The organism is Listeria welshimeri serovar 6b str. SLCC5334 (assembly GCF_000060285.1).
GTDB classification, from domain to species: Bacteria; Bacillota; Bacilli; order Lactobacillales; family Listeriaceae; genus Listeria; species Listeria welshimeri.
On sequence record NC_008555.1, the window covers coordinates 168,759 to 191,876 of the forward strand.

The 23,118-nt window shown below is 37.3% G+C and carries 22 protein-coding genes; 19 read left to right on the forward strand and 3 right to left on the reverse strand.

The features are described 5' to 3' along the window. Window positions 1–97: 97 nt before the first annotated feature. Window positions 98–961, forward strand: a complete 864-nt coding sequence (locus LWE_RS00845) for a metallophosphoesterase family protein (protein WP_231845338.1) — start codon at window positions 98–100, stop codon at window positions 959–961. Between the two features lie 36 nt (window positions 962–997). Here the strand turns inward: LWE_RS00845 and LWE_RS00850 are convergent, their stop codons facing one another. The 3 genes from LWE_RS00850 to LWE_RS00860 form a co-directional block, all read right to left on the reverse strand. Continuing rightward, window positions 998–1,330: a putative heavy metal-binding protein gene (locus LWE_RS00850; protein ID WP_011701036.1), complete on the reverse strand. Its 333-nt coding sequence runs from the start codon at window positions 1,328–1,330 to the stop codon at window positions 998–1,000. 68 nt (window positions 1,331–1,398) lie between these two features. Further along, on the reverse strand, window positions 1,399–2,070 hold the full coding sequence (locus tag LWE_RS00855) for a DNA alkylation repair protein (RefSeq protein ID WP_011701037.1): 672 nt from the start codon (window positions 2,068–2,070) through the stop codon (window positions 1,399–1,401). Between the two features lie 75 nt (window positions 2,071–2,145). Next, window positions 2,146–3,087 (reverse strand): L-lactate dehydrogenase, encoded by a 942-nt coding sequence (locus tag LWE_RS00860; RefSeq protein WP_011701038.1) that lies wholly within the window; start codon window positions 3,085–3,087, stop codon window positions 2,146–2,148. 293 nt (window positions 3,088–3,380) lie between these two features. Here LWE_RS00860 and LWE_RS00865 point away from each other — a divergent pair, with 293 nt between their 5' ends. The 18 genes from LWE_RS00865 (at window position 3,381) to dusB (ending at window position 23,073) form a co-directional block, all read left to right on the forward strand. Further along, window positions 3,381–4,004, forward strand: a complete 624-nt coding sequence (locus LWE_RS00865; protein WP_011701039.1) for a 50S ribosomal protein L25/general stress protein Ctc — start codon at window positions 3,381–3,383, stop codon at window positions 4,002–4,004. A gap of 87 nt (window positions 4,005–4,091) precedes the next feature. Further along, a complete protein-coding gene (locus LWE_RS00870; RefSeq protein WP_011701040.1) occupies window positions 4,092–4,676 on the forward strand; it encodes a GNAT family N-acetyltransferase in 585 nt (194 codons plus the stop codon). A 106-nt stretch (window positions 4,677–4,782) separates the two neighbouring features. Continuing rightward, window positions 4,783–5,337, forward strand: a complete 555-nt coding sequence (pth, locus tag LWE_RS00875; protein WP_011701041.1) for an aminoacyl-tRNA hydrolase — start codon at window positions 4,783–4,785, stop codon at window positions 5,335–5,337. 122 nt (window positions 5,338–5,459) lie between these two features. Beyond that, window positions 5,460–8,999, forward strand: a complete 3,540-nt coding sequence (gene mfd, locus LWE_RS00880) for a transcription-repair coupling factor (RefSeq protein ID WP_011701042.1) — start codon at window positions 5,460–5,462, stop codon at window positions 8,997–8,999. Window positions 9,000–9,030: 31 nt separating this feature from the next. Beyond that, window positions 9,031–10,620, forward strand: a complete 1,590-nt coding sequence (locus LWE_RS00885; RefSeq protein ID WP_011701043.1) for a putative polysaccharide biosynthesis protein — start codon at window positions 9,031–9,033, stop codon at window positions 10,618–10,620. Between the two features lie 35 nt (window positions 10,621–10,655). After that, complete coding sequence (locus LWE_RS00890) at window positions 10,656–10,922, forward strand: RNA-binding S4 domain-containing protein (protein WP_003760031.1); 267 nt, start codon at window positions 10,656–10,658, stop codon at window positions 10,920–10,922. Further along, the gene (locus LWE_RS14605; protein ID WP_011701044.1) at window positions 10,909–11,079 is read left to right on the forward strand and encodes a hypothetical protein; all 171 of its coding nucleotides are present in this window, start codon (window positions 10,909–10,911) and stop codon (window positions 11,077–11,079) included. The genes LWE_RS00890 and LWE_RS14605 overlap by 14 nt, the downstream gene beginning before the upstream one ends. A 69-nt stretch (window positions 11,080–11,148) precedes the next feature. After that, window positions 11,149–11,535, forward strand: a complete 387-nt coding sequence (locus LWE_RS00895) for an FtsB family cell division protein (RefSeq protein WP_011701045.1) — start codon at window positions 11,149–11,151, stop codon at window positions 11,533–11,535. A 150-nt stretch (window positions 11,536–11,685) separates the two neighbouring features. Continuing rightward, the gene (locus LWE_RS00900) at window positions 11,686–12,114 is read left to right on the forward strand and encodes a S1 domain-containing RNA-binding protein (RefSeq protein WP_003723740.1); all 429 of its coding nucleotides are present in this window, start codon (window positions 11,686–11,688) and stop codon (window positions 12,112–12,114) included. 110 nt (window positions 12,115–12,224) lie between these two features. Beyond that, entirely contained in the window at window positions 12,225–14,171 is a 1,947-nt protein-coding gene (locus LWE_RS14290; protein ID WP_011701046.1) for a bifunctional tRNA lysidine(34) synthetase TilS/hypoxanthine phosphoribosyltransferase HprT, read from the forward strand. Window positions 14,172–14,517: 346 nt separating this feature from the next. Continuing rightward, on the forward strand, window positions 14,518–16,593 hold the full coding sequence (gene ftsH, locus LWE_RS00915; RefSeq protein WP_011701047.1) for an ATP-dependent zinc metalloprotease FtsH: 2,076 nt from the start codon (window positions 14,518–14,520) through the stop codon (window positions 16,591–16,593). A 114-nt stretch (window positions 16,594–16,707) separates the two neighbouring features. Next, window positions 16,708–17,487, forward strand: coding sequence for a type III pantothenate kinase (locus tag LWE_RS00920; protein WP_011701048.1), 780 nt, complete (start codon window positions 16,708–16,710; stop codon window positions 17,485–17,487). Between the two features lie 15 nt (window positions 17,488–17,502). Next, complete coding sequence (gene hslO, locus LWE_RS00925; RefSeq protein ID WP_011701049.1) at window positions 17,503–18,387, forward strand: Hsp33 family molecular chaperone HslO; 885 nt, start codon at window positions 17,503–17,505, stop codon at window positions 18,385–18,387. A gap of 117 nt (window positions 18,388–18,504) precedes the next feature. Continuing rightward, the gene (gene cysK / locus LWE_RS00930; protein ID WP_011701050.1) at window positions 18,505–19,431 is read left to right on the forward strand and encodes a cysteine synthase A; all 927 of its coding nucleotides are present in this window, start codon (window positions 18,505–18,507) and stop codon (window positions 19,429–19,431) included. A gap of 895 nt (window positions 19,432–20,326) precedes the next feature. Continuing rightward, on the forward strand, window positions 20,327–21,142 hold the full coding sequence (gene folP, locus LWE_RS00935) for a dihydropteroate synthase (RefSeq protein ID WP_011701052.1): 816 nt from the start codon (window positions 20,327–20,329) through the stop codon (window positions 21,140–21,142). A 13-nt stretch (window positions 21,143–21,155) separates the two neighbouring features. Continuing rightward, window positions 21,156–21,530: a dihydroneopterin aldolase gene (folB, locus tag LWE_RS00940; RefSeq protein ID WP_011701053.1), complete on the forward strand. Its 375-nt coding sequence runs from the start codon at window positions 21,156–21,158 to the stop codon at window positions 21,528–21,530. Further along, window positions 21,523–22,002, forward strand: a complete 480-nt coding sequence (gene folK / locus LWE_RS00945) for a 2-amino-4-hydroxy-6-hydroxymethyldihydropteridine diphosphokinase (protein ID WP_011701054.1) — start codon at window positions 21,523–21,525, stop codon at window positions 22,000–22,002. Before folB ends, folK begins: the two co-directional genes overlap by 8 nt. 75 nt (window positions 22,003–22,077) lie before the next feature. Then, window positions 22,078–23,073: a tRNA dihydrouridine synthase DusB gene (gene dusB / locus LWE_RS00950; protein ID WP_011701055.1), complete on the forward strand. Its 996-nt coding sequence runs from the start codon at window positions 22,078–22,080 to the stop codon at window positions 23,071–23,073. Window positions 23,074–23,118 lie beyond the last annotated feature (45 nt).

The window sequence follows — 23,118 nt, forward strand, 5'->3', positions numbered from 1 at the left end:
AATAGCAATGCTTAAATATACGATAAAATCCCTGTTGAACTATTATTCGACAGGGATTTTTAATGATGTGGCTTAATTGATGATAATAGTTTAAAATATGGGCATAGATGATATTATGATGATGAGATTAGGTGATGGTTTTATGGAGAGGGTAAGAATTGCAATTATATCAGATGTCCATGGTAACGTTGAAGCATTAAAAGCAGTGCTTCAAGATGCTGCTAATGAAAAAGCGGATAAATACATTACTGTAGGAGATATTGCGTTAAAAGGACCTGGGACAGATATTTGTTTGGCTCTTTTAGAAGAACTAAGTCCGCTTACTTTTGTGCTGGGAAACCATGAACAAGTATACAAGGACTTTTTGGACGGAAAATCATTCGATCATTCCATAAAAAGGCAAATGATAAAACAATTAGTTGAATATGATTATCTTTTTTTGGGGGAAGAAAAATTCCGCTATTTAGCAACTTTGCCCAAAAAAGTTTCTATTCAAATTTTTGACACGAAAATAGATGTTTTTCATGCTATGCCGAATTCCGTAAGTTTTCCAATTTATCCTACGCAAGAGCAAATGTATTTTGATGAGATGTTTATGCAAACGGAAGCAAGTGTTGCGATAAATGGGCATGTACATAGGCAATCTTTAAGAAGAACGGAAGATGATCAGTTGATTATTAATCCTGGTTCAGTAGGGTTGCCTGGTGGGAAAAACTCTCGTAAGAAGGATAATCTCGCTCAATACGCATTGATTGATATTGATGAAACGGGCGTTGTTGATGTGCATTTTAAAAAAGTGGCTTATGATATTGAAGCAGAAATTGCTTTTGCCAGAAAAAGAGGTCTGCCTTTTATAGATATTTACGAGGAAACTCTTCGCAAAGGGCAATATTTATATATAGATAGCCAGATAGAACGATCTATTCGGAAATCTAAAGAGGATAATCAAAATGGAGTTTAAAAAAGTATCCAACACCAAGTTGGATACTTTTTTTATCTAATAATCTTGAACTTCGATTACAACTGCTGTCCCAGATGCTGTAACCATTAACATACCGTTATCTGCGCCGAGTACTTCATAATCGATGTCTACGCCTATAACAGCATTTGCGCCAATATCTTTAGCGCGCGATTCCATTTCTCTAATTGCTTCTTCACGTGCATTGATGAGTTCGTCTTCGTAACCTTGGGAACGACCACCAAAAAAGTTTCTAAGTCCCGCCCCAATATCTTTCATAAAGTTAACGCCAGTAATTACTTCTCCGAAAACAATTTTTTTGTACTCGATAATTTGTTTTCCTTCAATATTTGGTGAGGTTGTTACTATCATATATTTATCCCTCCAGTTTTCTTTTATCATACCCTTTAGTAGTTTTTCTAGTCAAAGAATATATGCAATTATTTCCGGTTTTTTGCTTTTTCGATATAGGACACAGCGTCAGGAACTTTGCATGCCGTTTTACCTAAATTCACATGAACTTTCCCGACTGATTTAGCCACTTCTACAGCATTATCATATAAATCGTCCTTGTAAATGCCGCATGCAATAATAAACCCGTTCATAGAGTAACGCGTTCTGTTTGTTTCTGATTGTAGCGTTTCTTTTATGAGTAGGAGTAAATCCTCCGCCTGATCTAAATCTGGAATGTGTTCGCTAAAAATCTGCCAGCCCATGGATTTAGTTAAGTCATAATCGCTTTTAATCCATTCTTTAGCAAAAAGGAGTGCGTCCTCTCTTTTACTAACAAGAGATGAAAGACCGGAAGTTAACATTGTCCAAGTTTCTCGAAAGGCGATATTCCATTTTTTGATTTGCTCGGAAGTTACTTTGTTTGGATCAATTGCAAGTAGCCCAAGGTAAATTAAGTCGCTATTATTTGATTCTATGAGTTCCACTGCGAGTTTGTGGTTTTTATTCAGCTTTTCACGACGAATAATTTTCTTCAGGTCGCCGATTTTCAAGCCATAAAGTTCTAACGATTCTGGGCAACCATGATTCCGGAAAATTTTGATTGTATTTTGGTTTTCTAAGGATTGAAGTTCGGTATTGAGTTGGTCAAAAGTAATCATAAATTATCTCCTCTCGAATAATTTAAGTATAACAAAAAAGCATGCAAAATCGCATGCTTTTTTGAATGAAGAATATTAGTCAATTTGTTTCATTGCATCGTCAAGTACTTTTTTAAGCGTATCTGCTGAGTTTTTCATTTGTTCTTTTTCTTTGTCGTTCAAGTTCATTTCGACAATGTGACGAACGCCTTGACGGTTAACTACTGCTGGAGCGCCGATGTAAATATCATTCATACCATAATGTCCATCTAAATAAACGGAAAGTGGTAAAATCGCATTTTCGTTATTGAGAATAGCTTTAGTGATACGAGCTAGAGCTGCGGCCACTCCGTAAAAAGTAGCGCCTTTTTTGTTGATGATTTCATAAGCTGCGTCACGTACACTTACGAATATGGTTTCCATTGCACCTTGTTCATCTTCGTTAATCCACTCAGTGATTGGAAGACCACCGACTGTTGTATGACTCCAAGCTGGGAATTCTGTATCTCCATGTTCGCCAAGGATATAACCATGAACATTACGCGCATCTACTTTTAAATAGTCTGCAATTGACATGCGGAAACGAGCGGTATCAAGGCTAGTTCCGGAACCGATAACGCGTTCTTTTGGAAGCCCTGAGAATTTCCATGTAGCATAAGTTAAGATGTCGACTGGGTTAGACGCGATAAGGAAAATACCGTCAAATCCGCTTGCCATAACTTCATCTACAATGCCTTTCATGATTTTAATATTACGGTTTACTAGGTCTAAGCGAGTTTCGCCAGGTTTTTGCGCAGTTCCAGCAGTTACAACAACAAGGTCTGCATCGTGGCAATCACTATAGTTTGCTGAGTAGATTTTCTTTGGTGTGGAAAATGGAACAGCATGACTCAAGTCCATTGCGTCTCCGATTGTTCTGTCTTTATCTATGTCAATAATGCCGAATTCTTGTCCGATGCTTAAGTTCACACAAGCAAATGCATAACTAGAGCCAACTGCTCCGTCGCCAACTAAAATAATTTTTTGATGATCTTTCATTTCGAATTCCTCCTATAAAAAATCTATTTACTAGTACAGTATAACACGTATTTTTCATTTGTGAAGCATTGAACGTCCTAAATTTTAAAAAGTTGTTATAATAAATTTGTGAAAACGCTATAGTACAGTTTGAAAGCGTCCACATTAGGAGCACGATGCTATTTTCTGTTTACCTTTTATTTGAAAATATAAACCTTATAAAGCAAAATAAGGCGTTTGCTTTGTTTTGCTATTTTTCTAAAGGGTAGATATAATAGAAGTGTACCAAAATTGAATGAGTGGAGTGATTTTTTATGGCAACAACATTAGAGGTCCAGAAAAGAGAAACAACGCAACATTCAGAAGTAACGAAATTGCGTAGTGAAGGAAAAGTACCTGGAATTATTTATGGTTATAAATCGGAAAATGTTCCGGTTTCCGTTGATTCTTTGGAATTAATCAAAGCAGTTCGTGATAATGGTCGAAACGCCGTATTCTCAGTTACTGTGGACGGTAAAAAATTAAACGTTTTATTACATGAATATCAAGTGGATCCGTTAAAAGATGTATTAGTACATGTGGATTTATTAGCAGTTGATATGAATGAAGAAGTTGAGACCGATGTTCGCGTGGTATTAGTTGGAGATGCACCAGGAGTTAAAGCTGGCGGTGTATTACAACAAATTATCCATGATGTAAAAGTTTCAGCAACACCAGAAAAATTACCAGAAACAATCGAATTAGACATTTCTTCATTAGAAATCGGTGACGTTTTAACAACAAACGATCTTCCTAATAACAAAGACTATGTCGTGCAAGCTGAAGAAGAAGAGACAGTAGTTACTGTTTCTGCTCCACGTGCTGAAGAAGAACCAACGACTACGGAAGCGCCAGAACCAGAAGCGGTTCATGGTAAAGATGAAGAACCAGTAGAATAATTTTTATAAATCAAATTGGGAGATACGCATTTATTTGCGATATCTCCCAATTTTTTTGTTATAATGTTTTAAGAGGGAGGCGGTTTCATGTTAGATAAATCAGTACCACATATTTCTGTTATAATGGTAAATCATGATGCTACACATTATCCGGAATATGCTTTACCAGAAGGATATTCTTTTCGTTTTTATGCAGATGGACTTGAGGAAGACTGGTGCAGACTTCAATTAGAGACTGGCCAAGTTCCATCTTTGGAAAGCATTCGAACACGTTTTAATACGGAATTTGGAAATAAAAAAGAAAAATTAGCCGAGCGTTGTGTCTTCGTGCAATCTCCGGACGGGGAAATTATAGGAACGGCAATGTTATGGGATGGTGACACTTTTGGTGAAATGGAAAGCCGTATTCACTGGGTTGCTGTACTAGATTCGCACGGCGGAAAAGGTATTGCAAAAGCATTATTAACTAAAATCCTTAGCTTAAATAAAAATGATTTTGTATATTTAACATCGCAAACAGGTAGCTACCAAGCAATTTATCTTTATCAAAAGTTTGGTTTTCAAAAATACATAGAAAAAACTCCTAAAAATTGGAAAACTACTGATTTTCAACAAGGAAATGAAAAAGCATGGCAAATAATTGAAAATAAAATTGCGGAATACAAGGCATAGTTGGAAAACTTTCAACCAAGTGAAATCCATGTTATAATCAAAAAAACATTGAAACAAAAACCAGTTCATTCGTGAAGTGGTTTAGTTCATGTAAGGAGAAGCTTTTATGAAATTAATCGCAGGACTCGGAAATCCGGGCAAAAAATACGAACGTACTCGGCATAATGTCGGTTTTATGGTAGTTGATGAATTGAGTTTTCGCCATCAGACCCCTTGGAAAAAATCAAAATTTAATGGTATGGTGAGTGAAATAAACGTTGGTGGCGAAAAAATGATCTTGGTTAAACCGCTAACTTTTATGAACGCTTCTGGTGAATGTATTCGCCCTTTAATGGATTACTACAATATCCAGGTAGAAGATGTTCTAATTGTATATGATGATTTAGACTTACCAGTAGGGAAAATAAGGTTACGACAAAAAGGTAGCGCTGGCGGTCATAATGGAATGAAATCAATCATTCAGCACATTAAAACTCAAGAATTTAACCGTATCCGTGTAGGGGTCAGTCGCCCTTTAAAAGGAGAAGTTATCAATTATGTTTTAGGTGATTTTCCTAAAGCAGAACAACCTGATATTATAGCAGCAATTCAAAAAAGTGCAGATGCTATCGAAGACTTTGCTCAAGTACCTTTCGTTGAAGTAATGAATAAATATAATTAATAAAATAGACTTAGATAAGGCGTGGCAATACTTTTGTCACGTATTTCGGTCTTTCTTCTAGCGTGTGATTTTATCTTGCATTGCGTAGAATGAATTTTCTGACAAAAAGGAGCTGTTTTCCCTTGAAAGGATTACAACAATTAATATATGAACAAAAAGATATTCGGGCGGTTTTAAATGCGCTTGATGAGAAAGAAAAGTCTCAACTTGTTACTGGGCTTACAGGTTCTTCACGTGCGTTATTTGCAAGCGTGGTGGAGGGAGCATCTAAAAGACCAGTTGTCTTCGTGACGCATAACCTTTATCATGCGCAAAAATTATATGATGATTTACTTTCATTGATGGATGTCGATCGTTTATTTTTATATCCAGCTGATGAATTAATTTCATCAGAGCTTAGTATTTCTAGTCCAGAGTTGCGTGGTCAACGTGTTGAGGCACTTGATTTTTTGCTTTCTGGAAAACCGGGAATTGTAATTGTTCCAGTTGCTGGGCTTAGGAAAATGCTTCCACCAGTATCGCTTTGGAAACATTTTAATATATCTATTGTAGAAGGCGAAGAAATTGATCCAGATGTTTTACGCCAAAAATTAGTAACGATGGGTTATACGATGAGTGGAATGGTCAATACTCCAGGAGAATTCAGTGTTCGTGGTGGTATTATTGATATTTATCCAATTACAGAAGAATTTCCTATTAGAATAGAACTTTTTGATACCGAAGTAGATTCCCTTCGTTTTTTTGATGTGGAAACACAGCGGTCAACAACTCGTGTAGAAGAATTCCGATTACTTCCCGCAACGGAAATTATAATAGATCAAAGCTACTACCCAGATATCGTCCAGCGTTTAGAAAAGAAAATGATGTTAACGTTGAATGAATTAAAAGAAAATGAAGATAAACAAGCGCTCGTTGAAAATCTTGAAGAAGATTTGGAAAAGTTGCGTTCTGGCACAAAACCAGACATGTTTTTTAAATATATTGGTTTGGCTTATCCTGATCCAGCCTCCCTTTTTGATTATTTACCAAAAAATACTGCTATTTTGTTAGATGAATTTGCGCGGATTTTGGAAACCGAAGAAAGCTTGGAACGGGAAGAAGCAGAGTGGCAGACGGAAACTTTAAGTCGAATGGAAACGGTCCGCGATGTGCAAGTAAGCCATTCTTTCAAAAAACTATTAGATGAAAATCATTCTCCTAAAATATACTTAACGCTTTTTCAAAAACAAATGGCTGGTATGCGTGTTTCAAAAACAACCAATATCGTCTATAAACAAATGCAGCAATTCCATGGCCAAATGAATGTCTTAAAAACTGAATTAGAAAGCTGGCATAAAAATAATTATGCAGTAGTTATCTTAGCTCCAAACTTAGAGCGAGCAGAAAAAATGCAACAAACATTAGCGGATTACGATATGGAAAGTACTATTTTGAAAAAAGAATCTGACGTCCCAAAATACGGGATGGTTCAATTTGTCATCGGTACATTCCAAAATGGTTTTGAACTACCGCTTGCAAAAGTAGCTATTATTAGTGAAACAGAACTTTTTAATAAAAAAATTAAAAAGGTGAAAAAACGCCAAAAGCTTTCGAATGCGGAGCGAATCCAAAGTTATTCTGAGTTAAAGGTAGGCGACTATGTGGTTCATGTTAATCATGGTATCGCTCGCTACGTTGGTATGGAAACATTAGATATAAATGGTGTGCATAAAGATTATTTGTTACTTGTTTATCAAGGTGAGGATAAACTTTTCATCCCGGTTGATCAACTTGATTTGGTTCAAAAATATGTTGGTGCTGAAGGTAAAACACCAAGATTAAACAAACTTGGCGGGGCTGAATGGAAGCGTGTCAAGAAGAAAGTACAGGCTTCGGTCCAAGATATTGCCGATGATTTAATCAAGTTATATGCTGAGCGCGAGGCTGAAAAAGGTTATGCGTTTAGCGCAGATGATGAAATGCAACGCGAATTTGAAGAAGCGTTTCCTTATCAAGAAACTGAAGACCAATTACGTTCCATTTCAGAAATCAAAAAAGATATGGAACGACCGCGCCCAATGGACCGTCTGTTAGTTGGAGATGTTGGTTATGGAAAAACAGAAGTCGCCCTTAGAGCCGCTTTTAAAGCAATAATGGATGGTAAGCAAGTTGCCTTTTTAGTGCCGACAACTATTTTAGCGCAACAGCATTTTGAAACAATGAAAGAGCGTTTCCAAGGCTTCCCAATCGAAATTGGTCTTTTAAGCCGTTTCCGTACAAAAAAACAACAAACAGAAACATTAAAAGGAATGAAAAATGGTACCGTTGATATTGTGGTAGGTACGCATCGTCTATTATCAAAAGATGTTGAGTATCAAGATTTAGGCTTGCTTGTTGTGGATGAGGAACAACGATTTGGTGTAACACATAAAGAGAAAATCAAGCAAATGCGTTCAAAAATAGATGTATTAACGCTTACTGCAACGCCGATTCCGAGGACGTTACACATGTCCATGCTTGGAGTTCGAGACCTTTCTGTTATCGAAACGCCGCCAGCAAACCGTTTCCCTGTACAAACATATGTAGCGGAACAAAATAATGTTTTAGTTCGTGAAGCTATTGAACGTGAATTGGCACGTGATGGACAAGTTTATTATCTGTATAACCGAGTCGAATCCATTACGCAAAAAGCAGATGAAATTTCTGCAATGGTCCCAGATGCTCGAGTAGCAACTGCTCATGGTCAAATGGGTGAATCAGAGTTAGAGTCTGTCATTTTGAGTTTCCTTGAAGGGGAATTTGATGTGCTTGTGACAACAACGATTATTGAAACCGGAGTAGATATTCCTAATGTGAACACGCTCTTTGTTCAAGATGCAGACCGGATGGGACTTTCACAACTCTATCAACTGCGCGGACGAGTCGGACGTTGGAACAGAATTGCCTATGCTTACTTTATGTATCAAAAAGATAAAATTTTGCGTGAAGAAGCTGAAAAGCGCTTATCAGCCATTAAAGAATTCACGGAACTTGGCTCTGGTTTTAAAATAGCAATGCGTGATTTATCAATTCGTGGCGCTGGAAATATCCTTGGCGCACAACAACATGGTTTCATCGATTCTGTTGGGTTTGATTTGTATTCACAAATGCTAAAAGAAGCTATCGAAGCAAAAAAACCAAAAGAAGAACAAAAACAAATTGTTCCAGTCGAAATCGACATTCAAGCAGATGCTTATATTCCGGAATATTATATTACAGATGGTCGTCAAAAAATCGAAATGTATAAACGTTTCCGGAACATCGAATCGTTAAATGATCTAGAAGATTTACAAAGCGATATGATTGACCGTTTTGGGGAGTATCCAGAAGAGGTAGAATATCTGTTTACAATGACGGAACTTAAAGTCCATGCTTTAGAAGTAGGCATTGAATCAGTCAAACAAGAACAAAACAAAATCACAATGCTATTTTCAGAAAGTGGGACTGCGGGAATTCGCGGAGATGTCGTAATGCAAATCATTGGCGAATTTGGTCGTATGGTTGGTGTAGGTATGGAAGGTACACAATTGAAAATCACGATAAATGTCCAAAACAAACCTTTAAAAGAATGGTTATATCAAGTTAAAAGTCTGACTGAAAAACTTCGAGGAGCGATGAAAGAAAAAGTATCTTCCGAAAATTAATCAGTTATGAAACAAGAAAGGAGGTGGCGGAATGTCAGAACGTTCCATGAAGCGACTAATGAAAGGAGCAGCTTGGCTAACCGCTGCCTCGCTTATCTCTAAAATACTTAGTGCAGTTTACCGAGTTCCTTTCCAAAACATGGTGGGAGATGTTGGCTTTTATATTTTTCAACAAGTATATCCGATTTACGGAATTGCAATGACGCTTGCGCTTGGTGGATTTCCTGTTGTGATTTCTAAAATGCTAGCAGAGGCAGAAGGCGATTTAAGACGACAACAAATAATTATGCGTGCAGTACTTAGAATGCTCCGAATAGTGAGTGTTGCTTTATTTATATTCTTATTCTTGTTTGCAGGTTTAATTGCAACTATGATGGGAGATCCAGCGCTTTCTGAACTAATACGTGTAATTAGTTTTGTGTTTTTACTTATGCCCAATCTTGCCTTTATGCGTGGTTATTTTCAAGGGAATGGCGATATGATACCAACGGCAATTTCTCAAACCGTGGAACAAATTATTCGTGTGGGTATCATTTTAATTGGCGCAGGTCTCGCTCTTCATATGGGACTTGATTTGTATGATGCAGGTTCAATGGCCATGAGTGGCGCTTTTTTTGGTGGCGTTTCTGGAATCTTCATTTTACGACACTTTTATAATAAAAAAGTGGCAGTTGGTGGTGGTTTACAACCTGCTGTATTTGCTAATAAGGAAGAAAAGGTGGGCATTGGTCGGATCTTTTTACGACAAAGTGTGGCCATTTGTGTAGTTAGTTCAATGTTGATTTTATTTCAATTAGTGGACTCTTTCCAAGTTTACCGCTTAATGAGTGATTCAGGCATCCCTGATTTTATTGCGAAGTCACTCAAAGGAATATATGACCGTGGGCAACCAATTCTACAATTAGGACTTGTGCTCTCAACAGGGCTTGCTCTTGCTTTAGTTCCAATGATTACAGCGGCAAGAGTTCAAAATCAACAAAAAGAACTCAAACGTTCCATTTTGTTAGCAATTAAAATTACTTTAATTTTATCGGGTGCGGAAACAGTGGGGCTAATTGTTATTATGCGGCCGTTGAATCAAATGTTATTTCAGACGCCAGATGGAACATTGGTATTGCAACTATTTATGCCAGCAGTTTTCCTTAGCTCGTTAATTGTGATGTTAAGCAGTATTTTACAAGGTTTTGGAAAAATAATCGTTCCAGCTGTTGGTGTTGGAATCGGTCTTATTGTAAAATGGATTATAGGTAGCATTCTTATTCCGCAATTTGCGACTATTGGAGCCTCCATTTCGACATGTATTGGGTTGTTTATTATCTGTATCATCTGTTATATTTCGCTTAAACAAACTATTCGCGTTCCATTTGTAGAAAAATCAATGATACTACGATTAATTGCAGCTTTAGCTTTAATGGCAGTTGTTCCGTGTTTATTTGAATGGTTAGCGCCATTTGATACTAGACTCGGAAGTGCATTTCAGGCTATAACAAGTGCAGTCGTCGGTGGTGCAGTTTTCCTAGTATTTGCTTTAAGATACAAACTAATTGGTCCAAAAGATTTCGTTTTTCTTCCGTTCGGTTCCAAATTACTTGCCCTTAGTAAAATGGTTGCACGGAAATAAATATTATAAAGTAGGTGATTAAAATGGCAACAACTATGCGTTTAGATAAATATTTAAAAGTTTCTAGATTGATTAAAAGACGTACAGTAGCAAAAGAAGTAGCAGAAAAAGGCCGCATTGCTGTCAACGGCGTAACTGCGAAACCAGGAACAAATGTAAAATCCGGTGATGAACTTGTGATTCGATTCGGTCCAAAAATAGTTACTGCAAAAATAGAACGTCTAGAAGAAAATGCAAAAAAAGAACAAGCAACAGAAATGTACACAATTTTAAAAGAAGAACGAACGGATGAAAGCAGATAAAGAAAAACGTTTGAAATCGCGCACCTTAGCCGATTTCAAACGTTTTTTTATTACGCTTAATAAAACACAAACAATTTTTGACAAAAAAGTCAAGAAAAATATTATAAAAATTGCGGATTCCAATAGACAAATGCTTGATTTATTGATATCATTTTAAGCAAGAAGCGTTTTTTTCTCTACCGAATTTCACAAACAAGAGCAAATAAGAACATGGGAGGGACGATGTATGAAAAAAGCCGAATCAAAAGTAGCGAGAATAGAAAATCGTTACATTAAAGATACTGCAACATTGAAAAAAACTCGTAATCGTCGCCGTATCGCCCTGTTCCGAAGACTTGCTTTTATGGCTATTATTTTTGTGGTGGTCGGTGGACTTCTAACCATCACTTACACAAAACAAGTGCTATCTCTCAATGAGAAAAAAGAAAAACAAGTACAAGTTGATAAGAAAATGGTTGCAATGAAGGATGAAGAAGAAGCGCTAAATGATCAAATCAAGAAGCTTCATAATGATGATTACATAGCCAAGTTAGCCAGAAGTGAATATTATTTATCCAAGGATGGAGAAATTATTTTTAATATTCCTGAAGAAAATTCGAAACAAAAAGAGTAAGTCGAAGTTGAGCCGTCATTCTCCATGGTAAATCAAAGGGAAAATAGTGTTGGATATTTTTGGAGTTTGCGAGTTTGACTGATTGACACTCTTTTTATTATAGCTATAATTAAGCAATAGAGTGATATTTTAAGGAGGACGCATTTTTTTATGTCGATCGAAGTAGGCAACAAGTTACAAGGGAAAGTTACTGGGATTACTAATTTTGGAGCATTTGTGGAGCTAGAAGGTGGCAAAACAGGGTTAGTCCATATTAGTGAAGTAGCAGATAACTATGTTAAGGACATTAATGACATCTTAACTGTAGGGGATGAAGTTACTGTCAAAGTAATGAATATTGGTGATGATGGTAAAATTGGTCTGTCCATTCGTAAAGCAGTAGATCGTCCGGACCGCCCAGAAAAAAGTTATGATCGTAAACCAAAATACAACAAAAAACCTGCTGGGAATTATGTGAAACCAGCTGAGAGCTTTGAAGATATAATGTCTAAATTCTTGAAAGATAGTGATGAAAGACTAACTACTATCAAACGCCAAACAGAATCTAAACGTGGTGGCCGAGGAGCAAAGCGCGGCTAATACGCTAAAAATTATTTTAAAGTATAGAAGGATGCACCGTATTGGATCATTAATACGGTGCACTTTTTGATAAAATGTGAGAGTCGAATTTCGAAGGAAGGGTTTCTTGAATGGAAGACATTGTAAAGCGAACACACAAATATATCGAGAAACATGACTTAATCCGATCCGATGATAAATTGCTTGTGGCAGTTTCTGGCGGGCCGGATTCTTTCGCGTTGTTGCATTTTTTATGGTCATCTAAATTGGTGCCAAAAGAATCCATCTCAGTAGCTCATCTAAACCACTGTTTACGAGAAGGTGCAGAAAAAGAACAATTGGTCGTTCAGACTTTTTGCGAAGAACACCATATTCCTTTTTTTGTGGAGGCAGTAGATATAAAGAAACATGCGGAGACAATACAAAAAGGGATAGAAGAAACAGCTCGCATTGTTAGATATAAATTTTTTGAAAAAGTAATGACGGAGAACGATATAAATAAACTTGTACTAGCGCATCATGCGGATGATCAAATTGAAACAATCCTGATGCGATTAGTTCGAGGTAGCTCCAGTATCGGATGGTCAGGAATCCAACCAAAACGCAAAGTCACAAAAGGTTATGCGATTCGTCCCTTCCTACCAATTACAAAAGCAGAAATCATTCAATACGCGAGTAAACATGATTTACCTTACGAAATTGATGAATCAAATGTTAGCCAAGAATATACTAGAAATCGCTATCGTACACAACTTTTACCATTTTTATCCAAAGAAAATCCGGCAGTATATGATCATTTCAACAGATTTTCCGAAGAAACGAGTGAGGATTTTCTGTTTTTGGAAGAGCTAGCGAACGATGTATTAAAGAAAAATCTTATCCAAAACGGCAAACAGACAACACTTTTACTTAGTAGTTTTAAAAATGAAGCGAATCCTTTACAACGTCGCGCAATTCATTTACTATTGAGATATCTGTACAATGACGATACCCGTATTATTACGGTTAATCACATATATCAGATTATCCAGATGATTCAAAGCGAAAATCCATCAAGTTCTATTGATTTACCAAAAAAACTCACTGCTATCAGGTCGTACAACGAACTCCATTTCCAATTTGGAGAAAGACATGCTCCGTCTGAGTTTTATCATCAATTAGAAATAAATGACCGCATTGAATTAGACGATAAAACAAGCATCCGTTTGAAATTAAAAAGTTCTGTTGTTCAAACTAATGGATTAAATGGAATGCTGCTGGATGCAGAAGATATCACTCTTCCATTAATCGTTCGAAACCGTGTGAACGGAGATAGAATGACGATGAAAGGGCAAGTAGGTAGTAAAAAACTAAAAGATATTTTCATCGATGCCAAAATACCAAGGCAAGAACGCGACAATTTACCCGTAATAACAGATTATACTGGGAAGATTCTTTGGGTTCCTGGTGTGAAAAAATCTGCCTATGACCGAGAATTTAGTCGTAGCAAAAAGCAATACATTATTAGGTACACTCGAAATATAGGAGGAAACGAGAGCATGCATAATGATATTCAGAAAGTACTGATATCGGAGGACGAATTACAAGAGAAAATTCGTGAACTCGGTCGTGAGTTGACAACGGAATATGAAGGACGTAACCCATTAGTAGTGGGCGTATTAAAAGGAGCAACACCTTTTATGACGGATTTACTTAAAAGAGTAGATACATACTTAGAAATGGACTTCATGGATGTTTCCAGTTACGGAAATGGTACAGTATCCTCAGGGGAAGTAAAAATTATCAAAGACCTTAATGCTTCAGTAGAAGGTCGTGATGTGCTTGTAATTGAAGATATCATTGATAGTGGTCGTACACTTAGTTATTTAGTAGACCTAATCAAATACCGCAAAGCAAAATCTGTTAAATTAGTTACTTTGCTTGATAAACCAGCAGGAAGAAATGTAGCTATTGAAGCTGATTATGTGGGATTTGTTGTACCTAATGAGTTTGTCGTAGGTTATGGTTTAGACTACGCTGAACGTTACCGAAACCTACCATATATTGGTGTTTTAAAACCAGAAATTTATAGTGAGTAAAATTAATTAACAATCAGAACTATTTTTTCTTAAAAACTAATAGTTACCCTTTTCGAAAACAAAAAGAAAAAAATTGCAGCCAAACATGCAAAATAGTGGGCAATCTAGATTCGGTATGCTATCATTAGTCTTAGTTTTCGAAGGTGAAAATAGTATCAATAAATATTAAAAAATCTAAATTAATAATAGAATAACTTCGTGAGAGAAGATGCAAAACGGATATGTTTTTAATAATCAGGGGAAGAAAAATTGTTTCTAAATCTGCTATTAGTCAAAAACAACTTTTAAAGGGGTAAAAGTCCAGAGAAAGTAAGAATCCAAGCTCTTACGTGGGAGGAGGTAAGGAATGAACAGGTTTTTTAGAAATGCGATATTTTATGTCATAATATTCCTTGTTATTATCGGGATTGTTGCTTCATTTAACTCAAATAAAGAGGCAGCCAAAGATATTAGCTATTCAGAATTTGTGAGTAAATTAGAAGATGGTAAAGTTAAATCCGTAGAAATACAGCCAGACCGCAGTGTTTATACAATCAATGGGGAATTCAAATCAAGTGATAAAAGTTCCGACGATAAAAAAACCGGTCTTGGACAAAGCAAAACAAGCAGCACTGCTTTTACAACTTATGCTTTAAATAGCGATACTTCACTGGATGATTTACAAAAAACACTCAAAAGTGAAGATGTGAAAACAACAGTAGTACCTGCTAAACAAAACAGCGGTTGGGTTACATTCCTAACTTCTATTGTACCTTTTGTAATTATCTTCATCCTCTTCTTCTTCCTAATGAGCCAGTCTCAAGGTGGTGGCGGTGGTAAAGTAATGAGCTTCGGCAAAAGCAAAGCTAAACTTTACAACGACGATAAGAAGAAAGTTCGTTTCACTGATGTAGCTGGAGCGGACGAGGAAAAACAAGAACTTGTTGAAGTAGTAGAATTCTTAAAAGATCCGCGTAAATTTGCGGAACTAGGCGCTCGTATTCCTAAAGGTGTTCTTTTAGTAGGGCCTCCGGGTACTGGTAAAACCTTGCTAGCTCGAGCAGTTGCTGGTGAAGCAGGCGTGCCATTCTTCTCTATCTCAGGTTCAGACTTTGTAGAAATGTTTGTCGGTGTCGGTGCAAGCCGTGTCCGTGACTTATTCGAAAATGCGAAGAAAAATGCACCATGTATCATTTTCATTGATGAAATTGACGCAGTTGGTCGTCAACGTGGAGCTGGTATGGGCGGCGGTCATGATGAACGTGAACAAACCCTAAACCAATTACTAGTAGAAATGGATGGTTTTGGCGGTAATGAAGGAATTATCATCATTGCAGCAACTAACCGTGCAGATGTACTTGACCCAGCGCTTCTTCGTCCAGGTCGTTTTGACCGTCAAATTATGGTTGACCGCCCAGACGTAAAAGGCCGTGAAGCAGTACTTCGTGTCCATGCTCGTAACAAACCACTTGCTAAAAGTGTTGATTTAAAAGCAATCGCTCAACGTACACCGGGATTCTCTGGTGCCGATTTAGAAAACTTACTGAATGAAGCCGCACTTGTTGCAGCCCGTTCCGATAAAAAAGAAATAGACATGAGTGACCTTGATGAAGCTAGTGACCGCGTAATTGCTGGTCCAGCTAAGAAAAATCGAGTTATCTCTGAAAAAGAACGTCGTACAGTTGCTTATCATGAAGGTGGTCACGTAATCGTCGGAATGGTACTTGATGAAGCGGAAGTTGTGCATAAAGTTACCATCGTTCCTCGTGGACAAGCTGGTGGTTATGCTGTAATGTTGCCTAAAGAAGATCGCTTCCTAATGACGAAAGCTGAGTTAATGGACCGTATTACTGGTTTACTTGGTGGACGTGTAGCGGAAGAAGTTACTTTTGGTGAAGTAACGACTGGTGCAAGTAATGACTTTGAACGTGCAACAGAACTTGCTCGCCGCATGGTAACAGAATGGGGCATGAGTGACAAAATCGGACCACTTCAATTCACTTCTGGTAATGGTCAAGTATTTATGGGCCGCGATTTTGGTAGCGACAAAGGTTATTCCGATAAAATCGCCTACGAAATTGATACAGAAGTTCAAAGTTTAATCCGTTACTGTTATGACCGCGCTAAAACAATTATTACTGAGCACCAAGAACAACACAAACTTATCGCGGAAACATTACTAAAAGTAGAAACATTAGATGCTCGCCAAATTCGTTCCCTATTTGATGATGGTGTAATGCCTCCAGATATCGATACGATTGACGTAGAAGCAGAATATCCTTCCGAAAAAGAGGAAGAAGTAGTAGGTAAATCTTTTGAAGAAGAAAAAGAAGATTTAAAAGAAGAAGAACAAATCAAAGAAACACAAAATGAACCAAAAGAAGTAACTTCGGAAGATGCTCCAGATATCGAGCAAACTCCAAACGATAAAAAAGACGAATAAGATTAAAGAGGCTGGGCTTCCCAGTCTCTTTTTTGAAGCTATATTATTCGGATTTTCAAGTGAAACATGTTATGATACGTTAGAAAAATCTTCTAAAGGACGGTATGAAAATCTATGATACTTGTAATTGATGTTGGAAATACTAACTGTACTGTCGGAGTTTATGAAAAACAAAAGCTTCTAAAACATTGGCGCATGACAACAGATCGTCACCGCACATCTGATGAATTAGGGATGACAGTCCTGAACTTTTTTTCGTATGCAAATTTAACTCCTTCTGATATTCAAGGAATTATCATTTCGTCCGTCGTTCCACCAATTATGCACGCAATGGAAACGATGTGTGTGCGCTATTTTAATATTCGGCCATTAATCGTTGGTCCAGGAATAAAAACCGGTTTAAATGTAAAAGTTGATAATCCGCGTGAAATTGGATCTGATCGAATCGTAAATGCTGTAGCTGCATCTGAAGAATATGGGACACCGATAATTGTAGTGGATTTTGGGACTGCAACTACTTTTTGCTATATCGATGAACTCGGAGCATATCAAGGTGGTGCAATTGCCCCAGGTATCATGATTTCAACAGAAGCACTATATAATCGTGCTGCCAAATTACCTCGTGTAGATATTGCTGAATCCAACCAAATTATTGGGAAGTCTACCGTATCATCCATGCAAGCTGGTATTTTTTACGGTTTTGTTGGACAGTGCGAAGGGATTATTGCAGAAATGAAAAAGCAATCTAATTCCAATCCTGTAGTAGTTGCGACAGGCGGTCTCGCTCGGATGATAACCGAAAAATCTTCTGCGGTAGATATTTTAGATCCATTTTTAACATTAAAAGGTCTAGAGCTTTTATATAGAAGAAATAAACCAACTACAGAAAAATAAAAGGAGATTTATATAATGAGTGATTATTTAATTAAAGCGCTAGCCTATGATGGCATGGCGCGAGTATATGCAGCAGTAACAACCGAAACAATCAAAGAAGCGCAAAGAAGACATGATACATGGTCCGTGTCATCCGCTGCACTTGGCAGAACAATGACAGGAACTCTTTTCCTAGGTGCCATGCAAAAAGAAGACCAAAAAATCACTGTGAAAATTGAAGGTGATGGCCCAATTGGTCCTATCGTGGCGGATAGTAATGCGCAAGGCCAAATTAGAGGATTTGTAACTAATCCGCACGTTCATTTCAGTGAGCTAAATGAGGCTGGAAAACTAGACGTCCGCCGTGGTGTAGGTACATCTGGTATGCTTTCTGTAGTAAAAGATTTAGGCTTTGGCGAAAATTTTACTGGTCAAACCCCGATAGTTTCTGGGGAAATTGGTGAAGACTTCACTTATTACCTAGCAACATCTGAACAAGTCAATTCATCAGTTGGTGTTGGAGTCCTCGTTAATCCAGATGATACGATTGAGGCAGCAGGCGGTTTTATGCTTCAATTACTTCCTGGTGCGACAGATGAAATCATTGATGAAATCGAGAAAAATCTTACAGCCTTACCAACAGTTTCAAGAATGATTGAAGCTGGCGAAACACCGGAGTCCATTTTAGCTAAATTAGCGGGTGGCGAAGATAAACTACAAATCTTAGAAAAAATCCCTGTGTCTTTCGAATGTAACTGCTCTAAAGAACGTTTTGGTAGTGCGATTATTTCACTTGGAAAAGATGAGATTCGTTCTATGATAGAAGAAGATCACGGTGCAGAAGCAGAATGCCATTTTTGCCGTAATACCTACGATTTCTCAGAAGAAGAATTAGAAAAACTATATGAAGAAGCGAAATAATAACGAAGGAGTGCCTAACTGGGTGCTCCTTTTTTTAAAAGTGGTTAAACTTGACAAAACAGGTCGGAATTAATTAAACTATATGAAAGACCTAAAAAAGATAGGAGTGCTTTAATAATGACAATTGCAAATTCAATCACTGATTTAATTGGAAAGACACCTATTGTGAAACTTAATCGTTTACCAGAAGCGGGTAGCGCAGATGTATATGTGAAATTAGAATTCCAAAATCCAGGTGGAAGCGTAAAAGATAGAATTGCTAATGCAATGATCGAAAGTGCTGAAAAATCTGGTGCATTAAAACCTGGTGACACAATCATTGAACCAACTAGTGGTAATACAGGTATTGGTCTAGCAATGGTAGCGGCGGCAAAAGGTTATCAAGCAATTTTTGTTATGCCAGAAACAATGAGCTTAGAACGTCGAAAACTTCTTCAAGCTTACGGTGCAAAATTAGTATTAACTCCTGGTCCAGATGGCATGAAAGGCGCAATTGCTAAAGCAGAGGAACTTGCAAAAGAAAATAATTATTTTGTTCCACAACAGTTCCACAACCCAGCGAATCCGGCAGTCCACGAAGAAACAACTGGTCCGGAAATCGTTGAAGCTTTCGGTAAAGATGGCTTAGACGCTTTTATCGCAGGAGTAGGAACAGGCGGAACAGTAACTGGTGTAGGACATGTACTTAAAAAGAATTATCCTGATGTTAAAATATATGCACTTGAGCCAGAAGAATCTCCAGTATTAAGTGGAGGATCTCCGTCCCCTCATAAAATCCAAGGTATCGGTGCTGGCTTTATACCAGATACATTAGATACAAAAGTTTATGATGGAATTTTGAAAATTTCGAGTGAAGATGCATTAGAAACCGCACGTGAAGTAGCGAAAAAAGAAGGAATTTTAGTAGGTATTTCTTCCGGTGCGACTATTAAAGCGGCTCTAGATCTTGCCAAAGAACTTGGTGCTGGCAAAAAAGTATTAGCTATTGTCGCGAGTAACGGCGAACGCTATTTAAGCACACCGCTTTACAATTTTGAAGATTAGTAAATCGAGGACCTAGTTTTTCTAGGTTCTTTTTTTATGAAAAGAAATAAATGTATTTCTTACTATTTTCTAATCAAACGCACAGAGGAAATTTTCTTTTGTTGGTTAATATATAGTCATAAGCTAACAACAAGCAAAACATTTTCATTCTTTCCCCTTTTAGAATGAAAATCCCAAACTCCCTTTTTGACCAGTGTGGTTTACTCCCTTTTTCCACACTGGTTTTTTAATGCAAAAAATGAAAAGAAAAACCGAAAAATCTCATGAAACTCTAACAAATATCACAGCGAATCCACCGAAAACTTGGTTAATATATAGTTATAAGCTAACAACAAGCAAAACATTTTCATTCTTTCCCCTTTTTAGAATGAAAATCCCAAACTCCCTTTTTGACCAGTGTGGTTTACTCCCTTTTTCCACACTGGTTTTTTTGTGCGAAAAATGAAAAGAAAAACCGGAAAATCTCATGAAACTCTAACAAATATCACAGCGAATCCACCGAAAACTTGGTTAATATATAGTCATAAGCTAACAACAAGCAAAACATTTTCATTCTTTCCCCTTTTTAGAATGAAAATCCCAAACTCCCTTTTTGACCAGTGTGGTTTACTCCCTTTTTCCACACTGGTTTTTTAATGCAAAAAATGAAAAGAAAAACCGAAAAATCTCATGAAACTCTAACAAATATCACAGCGAATCCACTGAAAACTTGGTTAATATATAGTCATAAGCTAACAACAAGCAAAACATTTTCATTCTTCCTCCCCCTATTAGAATGAAAATCCCAACTCCCTTTTTTGACCGATGCGGTTTACTCCCTTTTCCGCATCGGTTTTTTTGTGCGCTAAAATCACTGAATTCTGCTATAATAAATCTCGGAAAGAGGTGTTTGTACTTGAAGAAGTGGAAAAGGGATCACCTAGGTATGGTCATGGGAATATTAAACGTTACACCAGATTCTTTTTCGGATGGTGGGAAATATATGCAAGTGGAAAAAGCCGTAGAGCAAGCCTTACAAATGGCTAAGGATGGGGCTGGGATTATTGATGTTGGTGGAATCTCTACCCGTCCTGGATTTTCAGAAGTAAGCCCTCAAGAAGAACTTGCCCGGATTATTCCAGTTATTAAATCTATTAGAGAAAAACTGCCCAATATATGGATTTCTGTTGATTCTTGGCGCGCAGAAGTAGCTGAACAAGCGATTTTAGCGGGAGCTGATATGATAAATGATCAATGGGGTGCGAAAAAAGAACCAAAAATTGCAGAAGTTGCTGCAAAATACAATGTACCAATCTGTTTAATGCATAACCGTGAAAATACGCAATATACAAATTTTCTAGAAGATGTTAAAAAAGATTTGCTAGAGAGTGTGGCGATTGCTAAAGCGGCATCAGTACCGGATGAACATATCATTCTTGATCCAGGTTTTGGCTTTGTTAAAACGCCCGCTCAGAATTTAGAAGTGTTAAGACGCATTGATGAGATTGTTGCGCTTGGTTATGAGGTTTTACTTGGAACGAGTCGAAAATCAACTATTGGACTTGTCCTTGGAACTACTCCAGAAGATAGAATGGAAGGAACTGGAGCAACGACAGTTTACGGATTTGCCAAGGGCTGTACAATTACTCGGGTACATGATGTGCTCCCGGTAGCTCGTATGGTTCGAATGACAGATGCGATTACAGGTAAATTAGATATTACAAAATTATAAAGAGGTGCTTTGGTTGGATAAAATTTATTTAAATGAGTTAGCGTTTTATGGATACCACGGAGTTTTAGCAGAAGAAACAAAATTAGGACAAACATTTAAAGTATCACTAGTGCTCGGACTTTCTACAAAAAAAGCAGGAATGTCAGATAGTGTGGATGATACAGTAAGTTATGCTGATGTCTATGAAACAGTGAAAAAAATAGTAGAAGGAGTTCCATTTAAATTAATTGAAGCACTTGCTGAAAAAATCGCAACAAAAGTGTTGACAGATTATCCGCTTTTGGAAGAAATAACTGTAAAACTTATTAAACCAAATCCTCCGATCCCTGGTCACTATGAATCAGTTGCGGTTGAAATCAAACGTAAGAGAAGTGATATAAATGGCTAAAGCGTTTTTATCAATTGGCACAAACATCGGTGAACGCTTAGATAATTTAAACAATGCGCTAAAAGGAATAGCTGATTCTGATAAAAATAAAATCACTAAAGTTTCTAGTGTTTATGAAACGGATGCAGTTGGTTATGAGGATCAAGCAGCGTTTTTAAACATCGTAGCAGAAATTGAAACCGATTTTGCGCCAGTGGAATTACTAGATTTTTGTTTAGCTCTCGAACTTGAATTGGGGCGAGTTCGATTGTTTAAATGGGGACCGCGCTTGATTGATATTGATATTTTATTATATGAGGATGTTAAAATCGATACAGAAAAGCTAAAAATCCCACATCCTTATATGAAAGAACGTGCTTTTGTAATGATTCCTTTATTAGAAATTTCACCAGAAAAAAGCCGTTTTGTGGATAATGAAGCTATTTTGGAAGAACAAGTCGTTCGAAAAATAAAAAATCAAGTGAAGTGGTAAAATTGGCACTTGCAGAAAAAACTGATTATGATAACATATCACTAGCGCAATTTAAGAGGAAGGGGTTTACCAATAATGTTTAAAATAGGTAATGTTGAAATTAAGAATCAAGTAGTTGTGGCACCAATGGCCGGTATATCCAATTCCGCATTTCGTTTAACAGTCAAAGAATTTGGCGCAGGCCTTGTTTGCTGTGAAATGATTAGTGACAAAGGAATTGCATACCGTAATGCTAAAACGCTTGATATGCTATATATTGATGAAAAAGAAAAACCACTGAGCTTACAGATTTTCGGTGGTGAGAAAGAAACGCTTGTAGAAGCCGCAAAATTTGTAGCTGAAAATACAACTGCGGATATTATTGACATTAATATGGGGTGCCCGGTAAATAAAATTATCAAATGTGAAGCTGGAGCGAAGTGGTTACTTGACCCAAATAAAGTGTATGACATGGTATCTGCTGTAGTAGATGCTGTTGATAAACCGGTAACAGTAAAAATGCGTATTGGTTGGGATGAAGAGCATGTTTTCGCTATTGAAAACGCACTTGCAGCTGAACGTGCAGGAGCTTCAGCTGTTGCTATGCACGGTCGTACACGTGTTCAAATGTACGAAGGCAGTGCAAACTGGGACGTGTTAAGAGATGTTAAACGCGAACTAAAAATTCCATTCATGGCAAATGGGGATGTGAAAACACCCGAAGATGCAAAAAGAATCTTAGAACATACAGGTGCAGATGGCGTTATGATTGGTCGTGCTGCTCTTGGAAACCCTTGGATGATTTACCGTACTGTGAAATTTTTAGAAACAGGAGAACTTCTACCTGAACCAGAACCACGTGAAAAAATGCAAACGGCTATGCTTCATTTGAACCGTCTAGTTGAATTAAAAGGCGAAAACATTGCAGTTCGAGAATTCAGACAACACGCAGCATACTATCTAAAAGGAGCTCGTGGAAGTACTCGTGCCAAAGTGGCCGCTAACCAAGCGACAAAGCAATCAGAAATGGAAGCAATTTTAAATGAATTCGTACTTCAATATGAAGAAAAAGCATTAGCTAAACAAGATTAATTATTGTTGCCTCGAGATTTCGGGGCAATTTTTAAATTTACACTA